This is a genomic window from Priestia sp. ABM2_011 (assembly GCF_056158845.1).
In genome coordinates, this window is the sequence record NZ_JBSWUB010000001.1 from 4598382 (window position 1) to 4618957 (window position 20576).

18 protein-coding genes and 1 other annotated feature are annotated in these 20576 nt (G+C 38.5%); of the genes, 2 read left to right on the plus strand and 16 right to left on the minus strand.

The window, feature by feature from the left end:
* Positions 1-257: 257 nt before the first annotated feature.
* Positions 258-1622 carry an amino acid permease gene (locus ACXAE4_RS24225; protein WP_028412362.1) on the minus strand — a complete coding sequence of 455 codons (1365 nt, stop codon included), beginning with the start codon at positions 1620-1622 and terminating at the stop codon, positions 258-260.
* A gap of 435 nt (positions 1623-2057) precedes the next feature.
* Here ACXAE4_RS24225 and ACXAE4_RS24230 point away from each other — a divergent pair, with 435 nt between their 5' ends.
* Entirely contained in the window at positions 2058-2633 is a 576-nt protein-coding gene (locus ACXAE4_RS24230; protein ID WP_028412363.1) for a GNAT family N-acetyltransferase, read from the plus strand.
* A 280-nt stretch (positions 2634-2913) separates the two neighbouring features.
* On the opposite strand, the gene ACXAE4_RS24235 is transcribed toward ACXAE4_RS24230, so the two are convergent.
* The 5 genes from ACXAE4_RS24235 to ACXAE4_RS24255 all read right to left on the minus strand — a co-directional run bounded on the left by ACXAE4_RS24235 (position 2914) and on the right by ACXAE4_RS24255 (position 8526).
* Complete coding sequence (locus ACXAE4_RS24235; protein ID WP_028412364.1) at positions 2914-3831, minus strand: ABC transporter ATP-binding protein; 918 nt, start codon at positions 3829-3831, stop codon at positions 2914-2916.
* A 1-nt stretch (position 3832) separates the two neighbouring features.
* Complete coding sequence (locus tag ACXAE4_RS24240) at positions 3833-4903, minus strand: ABC transporter ATP-binding protein (protein WP_028407470.1); 1071 nt, start codon at positions 4901-4903, stop codon at positions 3833-3835.
* A gap of 14 nt (positions 4904-4917) precedes the next feature.
* Positions 4918-5844, minus strand: a complete 927-nt coding sequence (locus ACXAE4_RS24245) for an ABC transporter permease (RefSeq protein WP_014461585.1) — start codon at positions 5842-5844, stop codon at positions 4918-4920.
* Positions 5845-5846: 2 nt separating this feature from the next.
* Positions 5847-6782, minus strand: a complete 936-nt coding sequence (locus ACXAE4_RS24250) for an ABC transporter permease (RefSeq protein WP_028412365.1) — start codon at positions 6780-6782, stop codon at positions 5847-5849.
* 97 nt (positions 6783-6879) lie between these two features.
* Entirely contained in the window at positions 6880-8526 is a 1647-nt protein-coding gene (locus ACXAE4_RS24255) for a peptide ABC transporter substrate-binding protein (RefSeq protein WP_014461587.1), read from the minus strand.
* 666 nt (positions 8527-9192) lie between these two features.
* Positions 9193-9397 (plus strand) — a binding site (T-box leader).
* A 76-nt stretch (positions 9398-9473) separates the two neighbouring features.
* Here ACXAE4_RS24255 and trpS point away from each other — a divergent pair.
* On the plus strand, positions 9474-10463 hold the full coding sequence (trpS, locus tag ACXAE4_RS24260; RefSeq protein ID WP_028412367.1) for a tryptophan--tRNA ligase: 990 nt from the start codon (positions 9474-9476) through the stop codon (positions 10461-10463).
* 29 nt (positions 10464-10492) lie between these two features.
* Here the strand turns inward: trpS and ACXAE4_RS24265 are convergent, their stop codons facing one another.
* The 10 genes from ACXAE4_RS24265 to ACXAE4_RS24310 all read right to left on the minus strand — a co-directional run bounded on the left by ACXAE4_RS24265 (position 10493) and on the right by ACXAE4_RS24310 (position 20576).
* Positions 10493-11242: a YjbA family protein gene (locus tag ACXAE4_RS24265; RefSeq protein WP_028412368.1), complete on the minus strand. Its 750-nt coding sequence runs from the start codon at positions 11240-11242 to the stop codon at positions 10493-10495.
* A gap of 28 nt (positions 11243-11270) precedes the next feature.
* Positions 11271-11429 (minus strand): hypothetical protein, encoded by a 159-nt coding sequence (locus tag ACXAE4_RS24270; RefSeq protein WP_155017005.1) that lies wholly within the window; start codon positions 11427-11429, stop codon positions 11271-11273.
* Positions 11430-11541: 112 nt separating this feature from the next.
* Positions 11542-12456: an oligopeptide ABC transporter permease gene (gene opp4C / locus ACXAE4_RS24275; protein ID WP_013081753.1), complete on the minus strand. Its 915-nt coding sequence runs from the start codon at positions 12454-12456 to the stop codon at positions 11542-11544.
* Between the two features lie 11 nt (positions 12457-12467).
* A complete protein-coding gene (gene opp4B, locus ACXAE4_RS24280) occupies positions 12468-13433 on the minus strand; it encodes an oligopeptide ABC transporter permease (protein WP_013055410.1) in 966 nt (321 codons plus the stop codon).
* Positions 13434-13461: 28 nt separating this feature from the next.
* Entirely contained in the window at positions 13462-15201 is a 1740-nt protein-coding gene (gene opp4A / locus ACXAE4_RS24285; protein WP_034267675.1) for an oligopeptide ABC transporter substrate-binding protein, read from the minus strand.
* Positions 15202-15244: 43 nt separating this feature from the next.
* The gene (locus tag ACXAE4_RS24290; RefSeq protein ID WP_028412371.1) at positions 15245-16228 is read right to left on the minus strand and encodes an ABC transporter ATP-binding protein; all 984 of its coding nucleotides are present in this window, start codon (positions 16226-16228) and stop codon (positions 15245-15247) included.
* A complete protein-coding gene (locus tag ACXAE4_RS24295; RefSeq protein ID WP_475237111.1) occupies positions 16228-17250 on the minus strand; it encodes an ABC transporter ATP-binding protein in 1023 nt (340 codons plus the stop codon). The genes ACXAE4_RS24290 and ACXAE4_RS24295 overlap by 1 nt, the downstream gene beginning before the upstream one ends.
* A 226-nt stretch (positions 17251-17476) precedes the next feature.
* On the minus strand, positions 17477-18250 hold the full coding sequence (locus tag ACXAE4_RS24300; protein ID WP_016763040.1) for a DUF2268 domain-containing putative Zn-dependent protease: 774 nt from the start codon (positions 18248-18250) through the stop codon (positions 17477-17479).
* A gap of 106 nt (positions 18251-18356) precedes the next feature.
* On the minus strand, positions 18357-19598 hold the full coding sequence (fabF, locus tag ACXAE4_RS24305) for a beta-ketoacyl-ACP synthase II (protein WP_028412374.1): 1242 nt from the start codon (positions 19596-19598) through the stop codon (positions 18357-18359).
* A gap of 39 nt (positions 19599-19637) precedes the next feature.
* Positions 19638-20576, minus strand: a complete 939-nt coding sequence (locus ACXAE4_RS24310; RefSeq protein WP_013081747.1) for a beta-ketoacyl-ACP synthase III — start codon at positions 20574-20576, stop codon at positions 19638-19640.

Below are 20576 nucleotides of genomic sequence, written 5' to 3' on the forward strand. Positions count from 1 at the left end.
CGTGTGGATTGCGCTTGTGACACCGCTGTTCATTTCCATGCAAGACTTCGCCTTCCGCGGGCGGGCGGTGAGCCTGTCTCGCTTTTCCCGCAGAAGTCTTCGCCTTGTCCTCCAATCAACAGCTAGAAGCCCCTACATACAGTAAACCTACGTTCACCCTACAAACAAAAAAATCCGAACGCGTTAGATTCTTAATCAAGAATTCAACGCGTTCGGATTTCCCTTCAACAAAAATAGGTTTGTCTCAGCCTTATTTTTTATCTTTTATGAAAACCTTTTGAATAGTAAATAATAACCAACAAAATAAACCATATCGGACCTACAATAAGGGCTATTCTTGTATCAGAGGAGAAACCCATCACCACTACTACCCCCGCTAAGAAAGCAAGAGCGAGATACGACGTATACGGGAAGAACGGAAGCTTATATTTTAAATCACTTACCTGCTGATCACTTAATCCTCTGCGGAAGCGAATTTGAGAAAGTAAAATAATTCCCCATGTCCAAATCGCTCCAATAGTAGCGATACTTGTCACCCACGTGAACACCTTATCAGGAACAACATAGTTTAAGCCAACTCCGAGTAGCAGTACAACAGCTGAAGCAATAACTGCTGCACCAGGCACGCCGCCTTTTGTTAAATTGGCATAGCGTTTTGGTGCTTCCCCGTGCTGAGCTAAATTAAATAACATACGGCCTGTACTAAAAATCCCACTGTTACAAGAAGATAAAGCCGCTGTTAACACTACAAAGTTTATAATCCCTGCTGCAGCGGGAATTCCAGCTTTATCAAATGTTAAAACAAATGGGCTTCCTTGTGTTCCGATCTCTGGCCAAGGATAAATAGACATAATAACAAACAAAGCTCCGATGTAAAAAATCAAAATTCTCCACAGTACATTATCAATTGCTTTTGTTAACGTCTTTTCCGGATTTTTCACCTCTCCTGCTGTTACCCCAATCATTTCAATACCGAGGTAAGCAAACATAACCATTTGAAGTGATAGAAGAACACCTTTCATACCATTCGGGAAAAAGCCACCGTGATTCCATAAATTACTGATTCCTGTTGCAATGCCGCCATTTCCAATTCCAAAGATAATCATGCCTAGACCAAGCACAATCATAAGGATAATCGTTACTACTTTAATAAGAGAAAACCAAAACTCTAGTTCACCATATGCTTTTACAGCTAAAAAGTTAACGCCTGTCATGATAACGAGCGCTGCAAGTGCCCATATCCACTGGGGCACACCCGGGAACCAAAAATCCATATATACTCCAACGGCTGTAATTTCAGCCATACATGTAATAATCCACATAAACCAGTAGTTCCAGCCTGTTAAATAACCAGCGAGTGGTCCCAAATAATCGTTAGCATACTTACTAAAAGAACCGGCTACTGGATTTTGTACTGCCATTTCACCTAACGCTCTCATAATAAAAAACATAATAAGACCACTGATTCCATACATGATAAGAATACCAGGACCTGCTAACCGAATAGCGGATGCAGAACCTAAAAACAGTCCAACTCCGATAGCTGCGCCTAAAGACATTAAGCTAATATGTCTTTCCTCAAGTCCACGGCTTAATTCTTTTTCTTGCGTGTTCCCTTGCATAATTCTCTCTCCTAACATGTCCATTTCATTTAATAGCGGCTAATTAACTTATTTTTCAAACAAATAATTCTAGGCATTGTATGTACTAAAAATCTGATATTGCAAGTTCCACACCTGCATTTTTACCGCTATCACATCTATAAAATACAATATTAAAAAAACTTCACTTTGTTCATTTTATCAAAAATCACAAAAAATGCGATAGTTTTTTGTGATTTTCACAAATAAACTTACAATAAAAATATAATAAAAACCATTTTTTACATTATATGTTCTTATTCCGCTATAATTTTCTAACTATTAAGAATAATAAATCTATTATTTTTCCTTATTTTCAATTATAGATGCTTATTTTTCCCTAAAAAGGGTAAAGATAAGATAACTGTTTAAACACTATTATGAACATCATCATGAAAAGATCAGTAGGAGGGTGCTATGAATTGGTATGAAAAACTAAGTCAATATTTTCCCATTGAAGAAATGAAATCAAAGAAGCATATCGAAACGCTTTTACAAGAACGCAGCGATATTTATCATAAAAATGAAGGACCTCATCACGTATTAATGTACGTGGAAACAGACCAATTTATCTTTATTGATTACCTCTTTGTTTCAAAAGACGCTAGAGGTCAAGGGCTTGGCGGTAAATTAATTGATGAGTTAAAACAACATAACAAACCAATTATCCTAGAAGTAGAGCCTATAGACTATAAAGATTCAGACTCAGCAAAAAGACTGCATTTTTATAAACGTGCAGACTTTAAGCATGCTCAAACAATCGGCTATAACCGCCGCTCATTAGCTACAAATGAAGTTAATCAGATGGAAATTCTATACTGGTCTCCTACCTCTGAAACAGAGGAAAGCATTTTAAATAAAATGAAAAAAACGTACGAGTTAATTCATACTTACAAAGACAAAGAAATATATGGTGCGTCTTATCAGCCGGCAGATCAAGTATTAAAAATTGACAAAAATCGTAAAGACGGCGATATCTTAGCAGATTTATAAAAAGAAGGTAGGCATACGTCTACCTTCTTTTATATTTTTGAATTATTATTCAACAAACAACATTATTAATCACTTATATTCCTTTAGTTATAAGGTTTTAACATAGATATTTTGTCTTAAATATAAAATTCTGAAAATTTTTAATAGTATTTTCTAATCCTGTATTGTATAATACCTGTAAAGCGCTAATGTCACTTGTTCTTACATGTTTTTTCCAATTTAAAGTTTAGCGTTCTTTGATAACTAAATAAAAAACGACCTCGTTGTGAGATCGTTTTTGTTAGGTTGTATATGCGGCAAACTCTGCTTGAGAACAAGACACGTAGTGACCTGGAGATACTTCTCTAAGCTCCGGTTCTTCACCGTTATAATCATGGATACTTGGATCATAAATTTTGCGCTGACGCGTTTTTTCACTGTCAGGATCGGGAAGCGGAATAGCTGAAAGCAACGCTTTTGTATATGGATGAACAGGGTTTCGATAAAGTTCATCACTTGGTGCAAGCTCTACAATCTTACCTCTGTACATAACGCCGATGCGGTCACTAATGTATTTTACCATTGACAAATCATGGGCGATAAATAAATAGGTTAGTCCACGTTCACGCTGTAACTTCTTCATTAAGTTAACAACTTGAGCTTGTATAGATACATCCAAAGCTGAGATTGGTTCATCTGCGATGATAAAATCAGGTTCTACTGCCAGTGCTCTTGCGATACCGATACGCTGACGCTGGCCGCCACTAAACTCATGTGGATAGCGATTTGCATGTTCTTTGTTGAGCCCCACTGTTTCAAGAAGCTCGTGAACCTTTGCCATACGCTCTTTTCTCGTCTTAGCTAAACCGTGGATGTCAATGCCTTCTGCTATGATATCTGCTACGGTCATACGAGGGTTAAGTGACGCATATGGATCTTGGAAAATCATTTGCATTTTACGATTGAATTTTTTAAGCTCCGAGCGAGATTTGCGACCATGTACATTTTCGCCATTAAATAGCACCTCACCGCTAGTAGCGTCATATAAACGAATAATCGTTCTGCCTGTCGTTGACTTTCCGCAACCAGATTCACCTACAAGACCTAACGTCTCTCCGCGGAAGATGTCAAACGTCAGACCATCAACCGCTTTAATTGTTCCTTTACTTGTGAAAAAATGTTGCTTTAAGCCTTTAATCTCTAATAATTTATCTGTCATGTTATTCACCATCCTTCGCTACGAGTACAGGTGTACTGTATACATTATCAACTTTACGCATGCGGCGCTGAACTGAAGCAGGCGGCTCTACTTTTGGTGCATCCGGATGTAAGAGCCATGTTTTTGCATAGTGCGTATCCGATATTTTGAACATTGGAGGTTCTTGCTCAAAATCAATTTTCATTGCGTACGGATTTCGCGCTGCAAATGCATCTCCCTTTGGAGGATTCGTTAAATCTGGCGGCGTTCCAGGAATAGCAGCCAGCTCTTCTTCCGCCTCGTTATCTAAGCTTGGCATAGAAGCTAGGAGTCCCCACGTATACGGATGTTTTGGGTCGTAAAACACTTCATCCACTGTGCCCGTTTCAACAATTTGACCAGCGTACATAACGGCTACTCGATCTGCTACATTTGCTACTACACCAAGATCATGGGTGATAAAGATAATAGATGTATCCGTTTTTTTCTGAATGTCTTTCATCAACTCTAAAATTTGAGCTTGAATTGTTACATCAAGCGCCGTTGTTGGTTCATCAGCAATCAGTAATTTCGGATTAGAAGCAAGAGCCATCGCAATGACAACACGCTGTCTCATCCCTCCGCTGAATTCATGCGGATATTGATTCACACGCTGTTCTGGAAAAGGAATGCCTACAAGCGTTAATAACTCGACTGCACGTTTTTTCGCTTCCGCTTTAGATACTTTGGAATGCTTGATTACGACTTCACCAATTTGAGCTCCAACTTTCATTGTTGGATTTAAAGAAGTCATCGGATCTTGGAAAATCATACCGATATCCTTACCGCGAATAGCTTCCATTTCTTTATCCGTTTTCTTTGCTAAATCAATGCCGTCAAACAGCATTTCACCGCTTTTAATTCGGCCAGGAGGCATCGGGATAAGGCGCATGATTGTTTGTGAAGTTACACTTTTACCAGATCCTGACTCACCAACAATTGCTAGCGTTTCACCTTTATTTAAGTGGAAGTTAACGCCGCGAACAGCTTGAACTTCTCCGCCATATGTTTTAAATGATACAGCTAAATTTTTTACTTCTAATAAACGTGACATATGAGTTCACTTCCTTACTTACGTAGTTTTGGATCTAACGCATCTCGTAATCCATCACCAATTACGTTGAACGCTAAGATTGTTAAACAGATAAACAAACCTGGGAAAAATAAGCGCCAAGGATAGTATTCCAAAGCAGGTAAGCCTTCTGAAGCCATTGTTCCCCAGCTTGCAAGCGGTGCCGGAACGCCTAGTCCCAAGTAGCTTAAAAATGCTTCTGTAAAGATTGCTGAAGGAATCGTTAGTGTCATTGTTACTAAAATCGGACCTGTTGCATTCGGAATAAGATGTTTAAATAAAATACGCTTTGTTGTTGCTCCTAATGTTTGTGAAGCCATTACGTACTCTTGGTTTTTCAACTGCAATACTTGTCCACGTACAATACGGGCCATGTTAATCCAGCCGGTAATGGTCATCGCCAAGATCATCGTGCCTAACCCTTGGCCAAGCATAACCATTAAAATAATAACCAGTAAAAGGTAAGGAACACCATATAAGATATCCGCAACACGCATCATTGTTTCATCCGTACGGCCGCCGCGGTATCCAGAGATGCTTCCCCAAACTACGCCGATGAATAAATCAATTAAAGCTGCTGCTAACCCGATAAATAATGAAATACGAGCGCCTTCCCACGTACGAGCAAACACATCGCGCCCTAATTCATCTGTGCCGAACCAGTGCTCAGAAGATGGTGCCTGATTGGCATTCAATAAATCATTGGTTGCATAATCGTATTTCACCATCAATGGACCAAATATCGCCATAAAAACAAGGAGAACCATTAGTACTACACCAAACATAGCAAGCTTATTTTTGCGAAAACGAATAAAAACATCTTGCCAGAACGAAAGACTCGGTTTTTCAATCTTTTCTGCTTGAGCATGGTCAATCCCTGCTGTTTCAAACATTTCTTTAGGAATTTTCGGAAGTTGCTGCATAGTTACTCTCCTTTCTTAGCACCTGTAAGTTTAATTCGAGGATCAATAAAGCCGTATGCAATATCTACAAGCAGGATACATACAAGTAGTAAAATACTGTAGAACACCGTTACGCCCATAATCGTTGTATAATCTCGGTTTGAGATACTGAGTACAAAGTGTGAACCTAATCCAGGGATACCAAATATTTTTTCAATAACAAAGCTACCCGTTAAAATCCCTGCTACTAAAGGTCCCATATAGGATACGACTGGAAGCATCGCATTTCGCATGGCGTGCTTAACTGTAATAACGCCTCTGCTTAAACCTTTTGCTTTCGCTGTACGAATATAATCATTGCTTAATACTTCAAGCATACTCGACCGAGTTAATCGTGCGATAAACGCCATAGGGGTTGAAGCAAGCGCGAGAGCTGGTAACACCGTGTGTGCCCAAGATTCCCAGCGTGCAACCGGAAAAATTTGTAGTTTCATAGCCAGAACGTATTGTAATACCGCTGCCATGATAAAACTTGGAACTGAGATTCCTAGAACTGCAATAACCATCGCCGTGTAATCTTGCCATTTATTATGTTTTAAAGCAGCAATAACACCTAGTACTACGCCAATAGCAATTGCTATTAAAATAGCTTCCATCCCTAGCATGAATGAAACAGGGAATCCGCCGTTAATCAAATCATTTACCGTTTGGCCTTTATATTTGAAAGATGGACCAAAATCCCACTTTAAAATTGATGTTAAGTAATCAAAGTACTGATGGTACCAAGGCTGATCTAAACCGTAATACTGATTTAGATTTTTTTGAATTTCAGGGGGAAGCTGCTTTTCTGATGTGAATGGACCTCCTGGAACAGCACGCATTAAGAAAAAGGTCGCTGTTACGATCAGCCATAATGATAGAAACATATAAATAAGTCGTTTTCCTATATATTTGAACACCCTGACACACCTCCATATTTTTACAAAATTCGCGCACAAGAAAGAAAAGTATATGGAGCACCAGGCCCCATATACCCTTTGTCATAATTGATGTTACTTACTCAAAATGAGCCCACTTAATCTGAATGTCTCCAAGACCAGACATCACAACATCTTTCAGCTGCTTGTCTTGTACCCAAGCATTTGTGTAGAAGTAGATTGGTGCCACTGGCATTTCATCCATGAAGATACCTTCTGCTTTTTTCAACATTGCCTGACGTTTTTTAGGATCTGTTTCTTTTTGAGAGTCAATTAATAACTTTTTATATTCTGGATTTTCCCAGTTTGTATCATTATTTCCGCCTTTTTTGTCACGGAATAACTCTAGGAAGTTGATTGGATCGTTAAAGTCTCCTAACCAGCCCATACGCCCAACTTGATAATCTCCTTGGTGTAACTTTTCAATGTAAACAGCCCACTCAGAGTTGTCTAACTGTACTTTAATACCAAGGTTTTTCTTCCACATATCTTGAACAGCTTGTGCAATTTTTGCATGTTTTTCATCCGTGTTGTATGACACCTTAATTGCTGGTAGTTCTGAAGCATCTTTAAGGCCCATTTCTTTCAAGCCTTTTTCTAAATATTCTTTTGCTTTTTTCACATCATTGTCTTTGAAGTAGCCTTTTTTGTTATCTTCAAACATTGTTGGTGGTACAGCCGCCATCGCTGGAACTGAACCGTCTTTTGTAATTTGTTCTGTAATACCTTTACGATCAATTGCATAAGCTAATGCTTTACGAATGTTCACATTGTCTAAAGGTTTTTGTTCTGTATTAAACTTGTACCAGTAAGTACCTGCAATCTCTTGAATGTTTAATGAACCGTCTTTCTTTAATTCAGGAAGTGCATCAGCTGGTAATTGACCGGTAGGCATACCCGCCCAGTCTAATTCACCGTTTTTGAACATTGAAAGTTCAGTGTTGTTATCATTGATCATGTACATTTCAACTTTTTTAAGTTTTACAGCATCTTTATCCCAATAGTTTTCATTAGGAACTAACTCAATTTTGTCGTTATGTTTCCAAGTTTTAAGCTTGAAAGGACCGTTTGACGTATAGTTTTCGCCTGCATTTGTGTACCATTTTTCATTTGATTCAGCAATTTTCGTATTCACTGGGAAGTACGTATAGAAAGCTGTTAATTCTAAGAAATATGGCGTTGGGTTTTCTAATGTTACCTCAAGCGTTTTATCATCTGTTGCTTTAACGGCAACATCATCTAATGAACCTTTTCCTTCATTAGCAGCCTGTGCATTTTTAACATAGTATAATTGATATGCATATTGAGATTCGTTTTTAGGATCTAACGCCCATTTCCATGCATATTCGAAATCTTTTGCTGTTACAGGGTCACCATTTGACCATTTTGCATCGTCGCGAATCGTAAACGTATATTTAGTTTGATCATCGCTGACCTTTACATCTTTCGCCATGGCATTTTCAGGTTTTCCATCTTTACCAATACGAGTTAAACCTTCAAATGTTTGTAATAATACGTTTGATGACGTTGAATCATTAGCTAAGCCTGGGTTCAGTGAGAAAGGCTCAGTTTTAATGTTTACGCGAAGCTCTTGCTCTTTTTTCTTGTCGCCGCCATCACTGCTAGCATTTTCACTGCCACCAGATTCTTTGTTAAATCCACATGCAGCTAAAAACAAGCTCATTACAAGCAGCAAACTGAAAAGAATTGACAACCTTTTCTTCATTGCGTGTTACCCCCTATTAAATTTTGTTTGTGTGGCAACCATATTTTTTTGATATGCACTAATTTCTTAATCCTCTTTCAATACAAAATAATCAGTTATTTTTTCACGTAGTAGAGTGCTAAAGACCTCACTGCAAAATTATTCTTCTACCCTATGAAACTGTCATCAATTGTTTACATGCTGTAAATCCAATGTATGCGCTTAATATGTAGAAGACTCATTCATTACAAAATTCGCTAATTGAAACAAAACATTGGCTATTTTGTTTTTTCTGAAAAATTAAGAAATTGTAATACCTTTGTAAAAAATATGTTTGTTACGCCTATTATAAATATTTTAAAAATTTATTGCAATACTATTATTTAATGGTATTTTTTTGTCATGAGGGAAAAAACCTTATCTTATAAGGATTGTGCCTACTTGTCAGACGTCTAAAATCTTTTTTGTAGTATAGGTATTACAATAGTATTACAAAGGCATTAGAAATACTAAATAAAAGATTTTTACCAAATCCTCCACCAAATTTTCATTAAGAAATGCTTTAATTAAAAGGTTCTTGTCTTTTTTTGCCGAAGAAAAATTCCAGTAAATTGTCTTATAAACCTTTTTAGCGATAAGATGTTTAAATTCCTGCTTTTTCGCGTTATAATAATGAATAACTATATAATTAAAGCTGTGAAAAAGAGTAGTATGCAGAATTTTCATTTTTAGAGAGTTTGTGGCTGGTGAGAACAAACATTGAAACCTGCAGAATGGACTTTGGAGCTTTCAAGTGCAAAGCTTGAACGTTGATCTCAACGTTACATGAATAAAGATAGTTCACAATAATGTGTGCTAATTAGGGTGGCAACGCGGTCCATTCGCCCCTAGCTTATGCTAGGAGCGGATGGGCCTTTTTATGTTGTATACGTAAACTAGCATCATATATGTGCAGATGAAAGGAAGATTTGATGAAAACAATTTTTTCAGGTATTCAACCAAGCGGTACAATCACTTTAGGCAACTACATTGGAGCGATGAAGCAATTTGTTGAACTTCAACATGACTATAACTGTCATTTTTGTATTGTAGATCAGCATGCAATTACAGCGCCTCAAGACCGTTTAGCACTTCGTAAAAACATTCGCAGCCTTGCTGCTCTGTATGTAGCAGTAGGAATTGATCCAGCAAAATCAACTTTATTTATTCAATCAGAAGTGCCCGCCCACACGGAAGCAGGATGGATGTTACAGTGCGTAGCGTATATCGGTGAACTTGAGCGTATGACTCAGTTTAAAGATAAGTCCGCTGGAAAAGAAGCAGTATCAGCAGGATTATTAACTTATCCTCCACTAATGGCAGCTGATATTCTTTTATACAACACCGATTTGGTGCCAGTTGGTGAAGATCAAAAGCAGCATTTAGAATTAACGCGTGACTTAGCTGAGCGCTTTAACAAAAAATACAATGATATCTTCACTATTCCTGAAGTACGTATTCCAAAAGTGGGCGCACGCGTCATGTCTCTTCAAGATCCTACGAAAAAAATGAGCAAGTCCGATCCAAACCAAAAAGCTTTTATTACGCTCTTGGATGACGCTAAAACGATTGAAAAGAAAATCAAAAGTGCCGTAACGGATTCAGAAGGTATTGTTCGCTACGATAAAGAAAATAAGCCAGGTATTTCAAACTTATTAAGCATTTATTCAATCCTAGCAAATAAATCAATCGAAGACATTGAAGCAATGTACGAAGGCAAAGGTTATGGTGACTTTAAAGCTGACACAGCTAAAGTAGTAGCTGAAGCACTTGCTCCAATTCAAGAAAGATATTATGAATTAGTTGATTCTAGCGAGTTAGATGATATTTTAGATCAAGGTGCCGATAAAGCAAATGCAACGGCTAATAAAATGCTTCGCAAAATGCGAAACGCAATGGGAATTGGCCGTAAACGTTAAAAAAAAACGACTGCTATGCAGTCGTTTTTTTAATTCACTTTTGGCTCTTGTTCAATTTCCCAAAGTTTTTCAAAGAAAGGTTGTCCTTTTACTAAGCGCTCGCATAATAATTTATGTTTCGGTGACCACCCTGACTTCGTTTCATCGTATAGCTGATTCCATACGTCTTGAAACGGCATCTCTTGAATGTCTTCGTATTTCGTTGGATTCCACTCTGTGTACCAGTAGCGGATTTGAGCTGTATTTTTTGTTGTATGTAGCTGATCAAGTGCCATAAATAACAGCTGTTTTAGCTGACGTTCTTTACGTGTTAGCCCTCTCATCGTTTCAGGAGACGGCGAAAGAATATGATGCTCTTTTTTAGTTAGCTCGTCTTCACTGAACTTATATTCTAGCTCTTCTTGATCCGCAATCATCTCATAAACTAACTGTTCTTGTCTTGGAATTAAGCGGCTTTTTCGAATTGGGATATGATAGCCCATCGTATCAATTGCTAAAATATTCGTTCCATCTGTAACAATAAAACAATATTCAACCTGCGTGCGCTCATGATTTTTCCGAATGTATGCTTTCTGATAGACATCTTGTAGTAGTTGTTGAGGTAGCTCGGAAAGATCATTTTCAATGTAATGAAATAAAAGCGGATTTACTTTTAATAACGGTGCTTGATCGAGCAGTTCTACACAATCGTCTTTTCTCCACTCATGGAAATGACACACATTATAACCGTTTTCTTCGCCTTCAAACCAATTAACCCATACATCATGAAGATATAGCATAATTTACCCCTCACTTACTATCTGTTTGTTATCCATCAGTATAGGCAGAGAAAGGAATTTTTATTCCAAATGATGTTATTTTTCTAAAAATTAATTGTAAAATACCTTCGTTTTTGGTTATTATGCAAATGCACTTATTTCGAAGCTCAGACATAACGCCAGTGCTAATGATTGCTACAGGCTTCATGAACTATATCCACCCCTATAAGCAGAAAAAATCCGAGTTTCTTCTATAGTAATAGGTTTGTCAGGAGGTCTGACAAACCTAAAAAAATCTATCACACTTTTGTGATAGATTTTTAACGAAGAGATTTTGGATTTAAAGCATCTTTTAATCCTTCACCAATGAAGTTGATAGCCAGGATCGTAAATGTAATAGCTAAACCTGGCGGAACCCACATCCAAGGCTTATTCTGCAGCACATCTGATTCCCTTGCTTCTGTCAGCATATTCCCCCAGCTCGGCGTATCAGCCGGCACGCCAAAACCGATAAAGCTAATCGCTGACTCAAACACGATAAGGATGGCCATCTGCAAACTGGCTTGAACCACAATCGTTGAAAACACATTTGGCAGCAAATGTTTGAAGATGATTTTAAACGGGCTGCACCCAATGGAAACAGCTGAAAGCACATATTCATTTTCTTTTTCAGCCAAGACTTTGCTTCGCACCAGCCGGGCCGTACTTCCCCAGCTTAGGAAGCTAACAACTAGGATGAGCGTCCAAACGCCTGAGATTTTTCCAATTAGAATTGTATTTAACACTACAACAAAAACAATGAGCGGAAAGTTTAAGACAAAGTCTGTAAAACGCATTAAGAATTGGTCCACTTTGCCTCCGTAATAACCCGCAATCGAACCAATAAGAGTTCCGATTAAAATAACGAGTGTTGTACAAGCAACTCCAATCAGTAACGAAGTTCTTCCTCCATACAATGTACGTGCAAATACGTCTCGACCATTTGTATCCGTTCCAAACCAATGCTCACTGGAAGGCGCTGCATTCATCGCCATATAGTCGATACGTGTAATATCTGCTTTTGTAAGCAGCGGTGCAAAAATGGCAAGAAGCGTAATCACAATCATGAAAGCTAAACTTATCATGGCTAGTTTATTTTTTACAAACTTCTTTCGCGCAATCGCCCATGGAGAAAGGTTTTTAGGAGCTTTCATATTCACTTCTGGCTGTACATCTTTTTTCGTTACAATTTCCATACTTTCTCCTCCTAATCCAAACGAATACGCGGATCTGCTACGCCGTATAACAAATCAGCAACCAGATTCCCAACCAATGTTAAAATTGAAAACAGCATTGTAAGCGACATCATAACTGAGTAGTCACGAGTTGCTACAGAGTCAACAAACAACTTTCCGATTCCTGGATACGTAAAGATTGTCTCTGTAATGATAGAACCGCTAATGATTGTTACAAGATCAAACCCTAAAAACGTAATAAGCGGAATCATTGAGTTGCGTAAGATATGAACATTATAAATTTTAGATTCTTTTGTTCCTTTTGCTCTGGCTGTGCGCACAAAATCTTTGCGACTGTTTTCAATAATATCATTACGCAAAAATTGGGTATACTGCGCGGTCGACATCAAGCCAAGAATCAGTGCAGGTAATATAACGTGATGAATTCTACTTTGAATAAATTCCCATGATCCCTCTTTTAATCCTACTTCAACAGAACCGCTAAACGGAAACCAGCCTAACTGAAAGGAAAATAAATAAATGCCTACGATCCCTGCGATAAACGATGGAACCGCTAATGCAAAGTAATTATATCCTGCAATAAAGTTATCTGCTAAGGTATACGGTTTTCTTCCTGCATACATACCTAAAATAAATGCAAACACATACGTAATCAAAAGCGAAGTCAAAGCTAAAAAGATCGTATTAGGCATACGCTCTAAAATAATATCTAATGTCGGTAACTTATGAGTTGTTGACTTTCCTAAATCTCCTTGTGCCACTCCCTTTACCCAGTTCCAATATTGAACGTAGATAGGATCGTTATATCCTAGCTTATCACGCATTTCCTCAATGTATTTTGGATCTGTATTACTGGGGTTGATTTCTCCCCCAAAAGGGTCCCCTGGCATCATTTTTGCCAGGGAAAACACAACAAAGGAGATCAGAATCAACATTGGAATCATCCCTAAAATACGTCTTAGTGAGTATTGCAGCATCGTTGACTCTCCTTTACATGTAAAATACTTATTCCGTTACAGACCATTTCTCCGGATCTACAACTACCGTTGATGGATCTAGAGTTACGTTTTTCACACGCTTATTCACAGCATAAATATTGATATTTTCCCATAAAGGAAGTGCTGGCAGCTGCTCGTTAAAGAATTTTTGCCATTTTACATATACATCTTTACGGTGTTTATCATCAAATGATTTTTCACTCAAACCGTCTTTAAGCATTTCATCAGATTCCTTATTTACCCAACGGCCATAGTTCCATTCAGCATTAGAGCTCCATAATCCTGTAGGATCTGGATCTGAACCAGTGTCCCAAGAACCGAAGAACGCTTCTAACGCCTTATCGTCGTTATCTTTCATTTCATTGTACAAGTTAAATTCAACAAGTGAACCCGTTGCTAATTTTGTTTTAATACCAATATCATTCCATGCTTGCATAATAGCCTTCGCACGACCCTCGAAGTTGGCTGGACCAGCATAGTGACCAAATGAGATCGTAAATGGTTTTCCGTTTGGATCTTCTACAAAACCGTCATTATTCTTATCTTTATAACCAGCTTCAGCTAACAATTTCTTAGCTTTTTCTGGACTATACTTGTACTTTGTTAAATCTTTTTGGTCAGCAGCAATCCAGAATACAGAGGGAATAACTGTGTTAGAAACAACCGCTTTGTCGTTCATAAATGCTTTTACCATTGCTTTTCTATCTATTGCGTAAAGCAATGCTTGACGAAGTTTTAGATCTTTGAACTTATCATAATCATCTACGTTTTTACCAGCGTTTTTATCACGATGTCCAAATCGTAGACCAATATACGAATAACTAGTTGATTTCCCTTCCAAAAAGTCTAAGTTTTCTGCTTTTTCAACTTGCCCTAAATCAGCTGGGCGAACATCCATAATGTCGACATCGCCTTTTTTCAATGCTCCGGCGGAAACAGATGGATCCAGTACTTTTACAACAACGCCATCAAGATGAGGCTTACCTTTCCAATAGTCATCATTGCGTTCCATCTGAACATATTCACTTGCTACCACTTTTTTCACTTTAAATGGTCCAACACCAATAGGCTCTTTACGAACTTGTTTGGACTCTGCAAGATCTTTTACAGCAATTCCTTCATAGTACTTTTTCGGCATTGGATACGGCCATAGATTGTCTAAGTTATTTACACGAACTTCTTTAAACGTTACTTTAAATGTTTGCGGATCTACCACTTCAACTCCGGAAATAGAATCCGCTTTGCCGTCATGATATTCTTGAGCGCCTTTAATATGCTCAACGTTTACATAGCGTGGACCTGTATAGTCTTTATCAGCAATCGTTTCATACGTATATTTAAAATCATCTGCAGTTAATGGATCTCCGTTATGCCACTTAATCCCCTTTTTTAATTTAAACGTGTAAGTTAGTTTATCACCACTCACGTCCCAAGTAGCTAAGTCAGATTTAATTTTTAATTTCTTATCATAAGTAAAAAGACCTTCATTGATAAATTCTAAGATTTGGCTATCATACGCACTACCATACAATGCGTACTCAAAAAGCCCTTCCGGCGCTCCGTCAATCCCATACGTAATCGTTCCGCCATCTTTTGGCTTGTCTGTTTTTGCACCTTCAGTTTTTGCTTCTCCGCCTTCTTTATTACTAGAAGATGAAGAACTGCTTCCACCGCTGCATGCCGCTAGAAAAAGCGATAGCACAAGCAAAATGGAAACAAGTGATAAAAACGATTTCTTTTTCATCATGACGTTCCCCCTATTTAACTAATAATCTGTTCGTATGTAGCTTTTACGAGTTATATAAATGGCAAGCTACTTGATGGCCAGGTCTCACCTCCTTTAAGGCAGGTTTCGTTTGGCTGCACTCTGCCATGGCATGTATACAGCGAGGATGAAACGCACAGCCTTTTGGCGGATCAATTGGACTTGGCACATCTCCCTGTAAAATAATGCGCTGTTTTTTCTTTCGTGGATCTGGTTCAGGTATAGCCGATACAAGCGCTTGCGTATAAGGGTGCAATGGCTCTGCGTATAGGCTTTTCTTATCAGCAATTTCTACTAAACCGCCTAGGTACATAACACCGATACGGTCACTCATATGTTTAACAACACTCAAATCATGGGCAATAAATAAAAAGGTTAGGTCGAATTCTTGTTGAAGTTCTTTAAGAAGGTTTAAAACTTGTGATTGGACAGAAACGTCAAGTGCCGACACCGGTTCATCAGCAATAATAAGTTTTGGACGAAGTGCAAGTGCACGTGCAATTCCAATACGCTGACGCTGCCCACCGGAAAATTCGTGAGGATATTTATAGTATGCATCTTCCGGTAACCCTACTTTTGTAAGTAGATTCATAACTTCTGATTTTAATTGATTGGTTGATTTTCCTGTAAAATTCCGAATTGGTTCAGAAATAACATCTCCAACCATTTGCATTGGATTGAGGGAAGCATAGGGATCTTGAAAAACCATTTGGAAATCTTGTCTAATTTTACGGAGAGAAGTTCCTCTTGCTTCTGTGATATCTTTACCATCGAAAATAATTTTTCCGCTAGTTGGTTCCAACAGTCTTAGAATCGTCCTTCCTGCCGTGGATTTTCCACAGCCAGATTCTCCTACCAGACCGAGCGTTTCTCCTTTTCGAATCGCAAAGGAAATACCGTCAACTGCTTTTACATCACCAATTTTCTTTCGAAAAAATCCCCCGTGAATAGGATAATAGGTTTTTAAATGCTGAACTTCTAGCAATACATCTTTCACTGCTTTAGTCATTAGCTTGTCTTCACTCCTTTTGACGGATAGCTGTTTTCATACAGCAGACATGCGACGTCATGCCCCTGTGAATCCTCGCGAAGAACAGGCGTAACGGAACTGCAGTCTTCCATTGCATGAGGACATCGGTTAACGAAACGACAGCCTGTCCTCGGCATGTTTACAAGAGAAGGCACAATTCCTTTGATCGTATTTAATACTTCTACATCATCTTCCATGCGTGGAATTGAGTGAAGAAGCGCTTTCGTGTACGGATGTTTTGGGGCATAAAATAACGTATCAACATCTGTATGCTCAACAATTTTCCCGCCATACATGACAATCACTTCATCACACATCTCAGCAACGACTCCTAAATCATGAGTAATCATAATAATAGACATATCATTGCTTTCTTGAATTTCTTTTAACAATTCTAAAATTTGAGCTTGAACCGTAACATCCAGGGCGGTTGTCGGCTCATCCGCAATTAAAAGTTTAGGCTGACAAGCTACCGCCATGGCAATCATGACGCGCTGTCTCATTCCTCCCGATAGCTGATGCGGATATTCATCGATGAGCTTTTCGGATTTCGAAATACCAACGCTTTTCAAAAGCGCAATGCTTTTTTCACGCGCTTCCGCTTTCGATATATTCATATGGTTAAACAATACTTCCTGCAGCTGATACCCAATGGTTAAAACAGGATTGAGAGATGTCATCGGTTCTTGGAAAATCATTGAGATGTCTTTTCCCCGAACATCATTCATCTCATCTTCTGATAAGTGCGTAAGATTCTTTCCGTTAAATACAACGCTTCCGCTTCTAATTTGACTATTTACTTTAGGTAATAGCCCAATAACGGATAAAGACAATACGCTTTTTCCACAGCCAGATTCTCCTACAACTCCTACAATTCGCTTTCGTCCGACTTGAAACGACACGTCGTCCACAGCATTATGCCAGGAATCATTAATGGAAAAAGCAGTTTGTAAATTTTTCACTTCTAGTAAAGGTGTTGATTCGACGGGCTTTTTATCCATTTATAGTGCACACCTCATTTTTCTAAAAATTGTTATATTTGAATAAGATATTATTACAATTTCATTACAAAATCAATATATTTTGAAAATTAATTATATTTTTTATTTTTAAAATAATGATTTTTGAATATCTCTTCAGCACTTTAACGCATAAACCTCCTAATTTTTTGTTGAAAACAGGATAAATTTTACTATTTTTTGTTTTAGGTATATAGAACTTATTTTTTTACAGTTGGAACGCAGATTTTTTTAAGATAGTATTGGTACTAAGAGGAAGCAGCTGGGTAGTAGTTAAAGTGTGAGGCTTCATACATGAAGTAACAAGATGATAACCGATATTGTAGCCCATCATTTCTGGATACCAATTTTGGCCGAATAACAGTTGATCATATTTTTTTTCGTCAGCGCGCAGATTGTAATAAGGTTTAACATGCTTTTCCCACATTTTTTTAGCTTCTTCAATGGTATAATAATTTGTCCAAGGGGCTAAATATTTTTTACCACAATATTCCTCCACTGCTCTTTCAGCTAACCCTTCCATCATCATAGCGTCTAACAAAGTAATCGTTTCATCAGATTTGTTAATGGCTTTTAGCCTGCAAACGTGATGATATTCATGGGTAAGCACCGCTAACATTTCTTCATCGGATGTATGACTTGTCATAAACACAAATAATTTATCGGTAAAAGCGACACCTGCTCTTCCGTTAAATTCACGCTGCATTTTTCGATTTCGAGGATTGCTTGGAAGCACTAGCACCGCTACATCCGGCCCATTCCATGCTTTTTTAAGCTTTTCATAATGTGCTTTTACTTTCTTCCAAACCTGCCTTTTCTTCATTTCTTCTAATTCTTTTATAAACATTAAAGAAGGCGGACACATTCCATAGTTAAAAAGTAATTCCATATATTCTTTTTCTTTTAATTTCTTAAAATAGCGCGCAAGATAACGGCTTATTTCTTTCGGCTCCGTCCAAGTAGAAGTTGAAACAATCGGCATGTTTTCCCCTCTCTTTCTTCATCCTTTTGCTTCATGATATGTTCACAGCTACTCTTTTGGTTATTAAAAATAAAAAAAATTCTAGGCGTCAGCCTAGAATTTTTCATTATGCTTCGTATTTTTTAAAGATGATTGTTGCATTGTGACCGCCAAATCCAAGTGAGTTGCTTAGCACCGCTTTTACTTCTTGCTTACGCGCTTTGTTTGGAATGTAGTCTAAATCGCACTCTTCATCGGGTGTTTGATAGTTAATTGTTGGAGGAAGAATACCGTCTTGAATTGCTTTCACACTAAAAATAGCTTCTACTCCACCAGCAGCTCCTAGCAAGTGGCCAGTCATTGACTTTGTTGAACTAATTGCTACTTTTTGAGCGTGGTCACCAAATACTTCTTTAATAGCCATCGTTTCAAATTTATCGTTGTACCCTGTACTTGTACCGTGAGCATTGATGTAATCAATATCACTTGGCTGTAGACCTGCATCTTCAATCGCATGACGCATTGCACGAACGCCGCCTTCTCCTCCTGGAGCTGGCGCTGTGATATGATGAGCATCTCCTGTTGAACCATAGCCCACAATTTCAGCATAAATACGTGCGCCGCGTGCTAATGCATGTTCAAGCTCTTCAAGCACAATAACACCCGCACCTTCTCCCATAACGAAGCCGTCGCGGTCTTTATCAAACGGACGAGATGCTGTTGCAGGATCTGGATTTGTAGAAAGTGCTTTATTCGCACAGAAACCAGCAATAGATAAACGCGTGATTGGTGCTTCCGTACCGCCCGTCACCATCACGTCTGCATCTCCGCGTTGAATGACTTTAAATGCATCACCAATAGAGTTTGTACCTGTTGCACACGCCGTTACCGTACAAGAGTTCACGCCTTTCGCCCCTAAAGCAATAGAAACTTGTCCTGTTGCCATATCAGGAATCATCATCGGAATAAAGAATGGACTTACACGGCGGGCACCTTTTTCTAATAACGTTGAATATTGATTTTCAAACGTTTCCATACCGCCAATTCCAGATCCAATCCAAACCCCGACGTTTGGAGCAATCTCTTCCGTAATAGTCAAATTCGCATCTTTAACAGCCGCCAATGCAGCTACCATCGCATATTGAGTAAATCGATCCATCTTACGAGCCTCTTTGCGGTCAATAAAATCTTCCACGTTAAAATCTTTTACTTCAGCCGCTACTTTAGCAGGAAATTCATCTGCATCTAGTCTTGTTAAAGGACCAACGCCAGACACGCCTGCTACTGCGTTTTTCCAAGCTGTTTCTACGTCATTTCCAATTGGTGTAAGCCCACCAAGTCCTGTTACAACTACACGTTTTTTATTCATCGTACATTCATCTCCTTCAGTTGCTTTAAAAATGTAGTGTTATTTTCCCCATCTAATGGCAATAGCTCCCCATGTTAAGCCGCCTCCGAAGCCAACCATTACAATTAAATCATCGTCTTGAATTTTCCCTGCTTCAAGCTCATGAACAATTGAAATTGGAATCGATGCTGCTGATGTATTGCCGTAGTATTGGATTGTTTTAGACATTTTTTCTTCAGGCAAGTCTAATCGCTGTCTTGCAGCTTCCATAATACGAATATTCGCTTGATGAGGTACAAGAAAATCAACATCCTCTTTTGTTAAACCTGCTTTTTCAATTACATTAACAGCAGATTCCCCCATTTGTCGAACAGCAAACTTAAATACTTCACGTCCGTTCATGACAATATGATCAAGCTCGTTTTGATACAAGTGCTTGCCTCCTGTACCGTCGGATCCTAGTTCAAAGGATAAAATACCTCGTCCTTCTGACACAGGTCCCATTACAACTGCACCTGCTCCGTCTCCGAATAAAACAGCCGTGTTACGGTCGTCCCAATCTGTAATCTTAGAAAGCTTTTCTACACCGACTACTAATATATGCTTGTAAGCATTAGTTTCAATAAATTGCTTAGCTGTAATCATGCCGTACATAAATCCTGCACATGCTGCACTCACATCGTAAGAAGCTGCTTTTTTTGCTCCCAATTTTTCTTGCAGCATACATGATACTGTAGGAAACGGTTGATCTGGCGTTACCGTAGCAACAATGATCATGTCAATATCTTCTGCCTCGACGTTAGCTTTATGTAAAGCTTCAACTGCTGCTTTATAAGCTAAATCAGATGTGTCCTCGTTATCGGCTGCAATTCGGCGCTCTTGAATACCTGTGCGCGTACGAATCCACTCATCTGATGTATCCATTACTTTTTCAAGATCTAAATTTGTTACAACTTTCTCTGGTACATAACGTCCAATTCCTAGAACACCAGCGTTCAT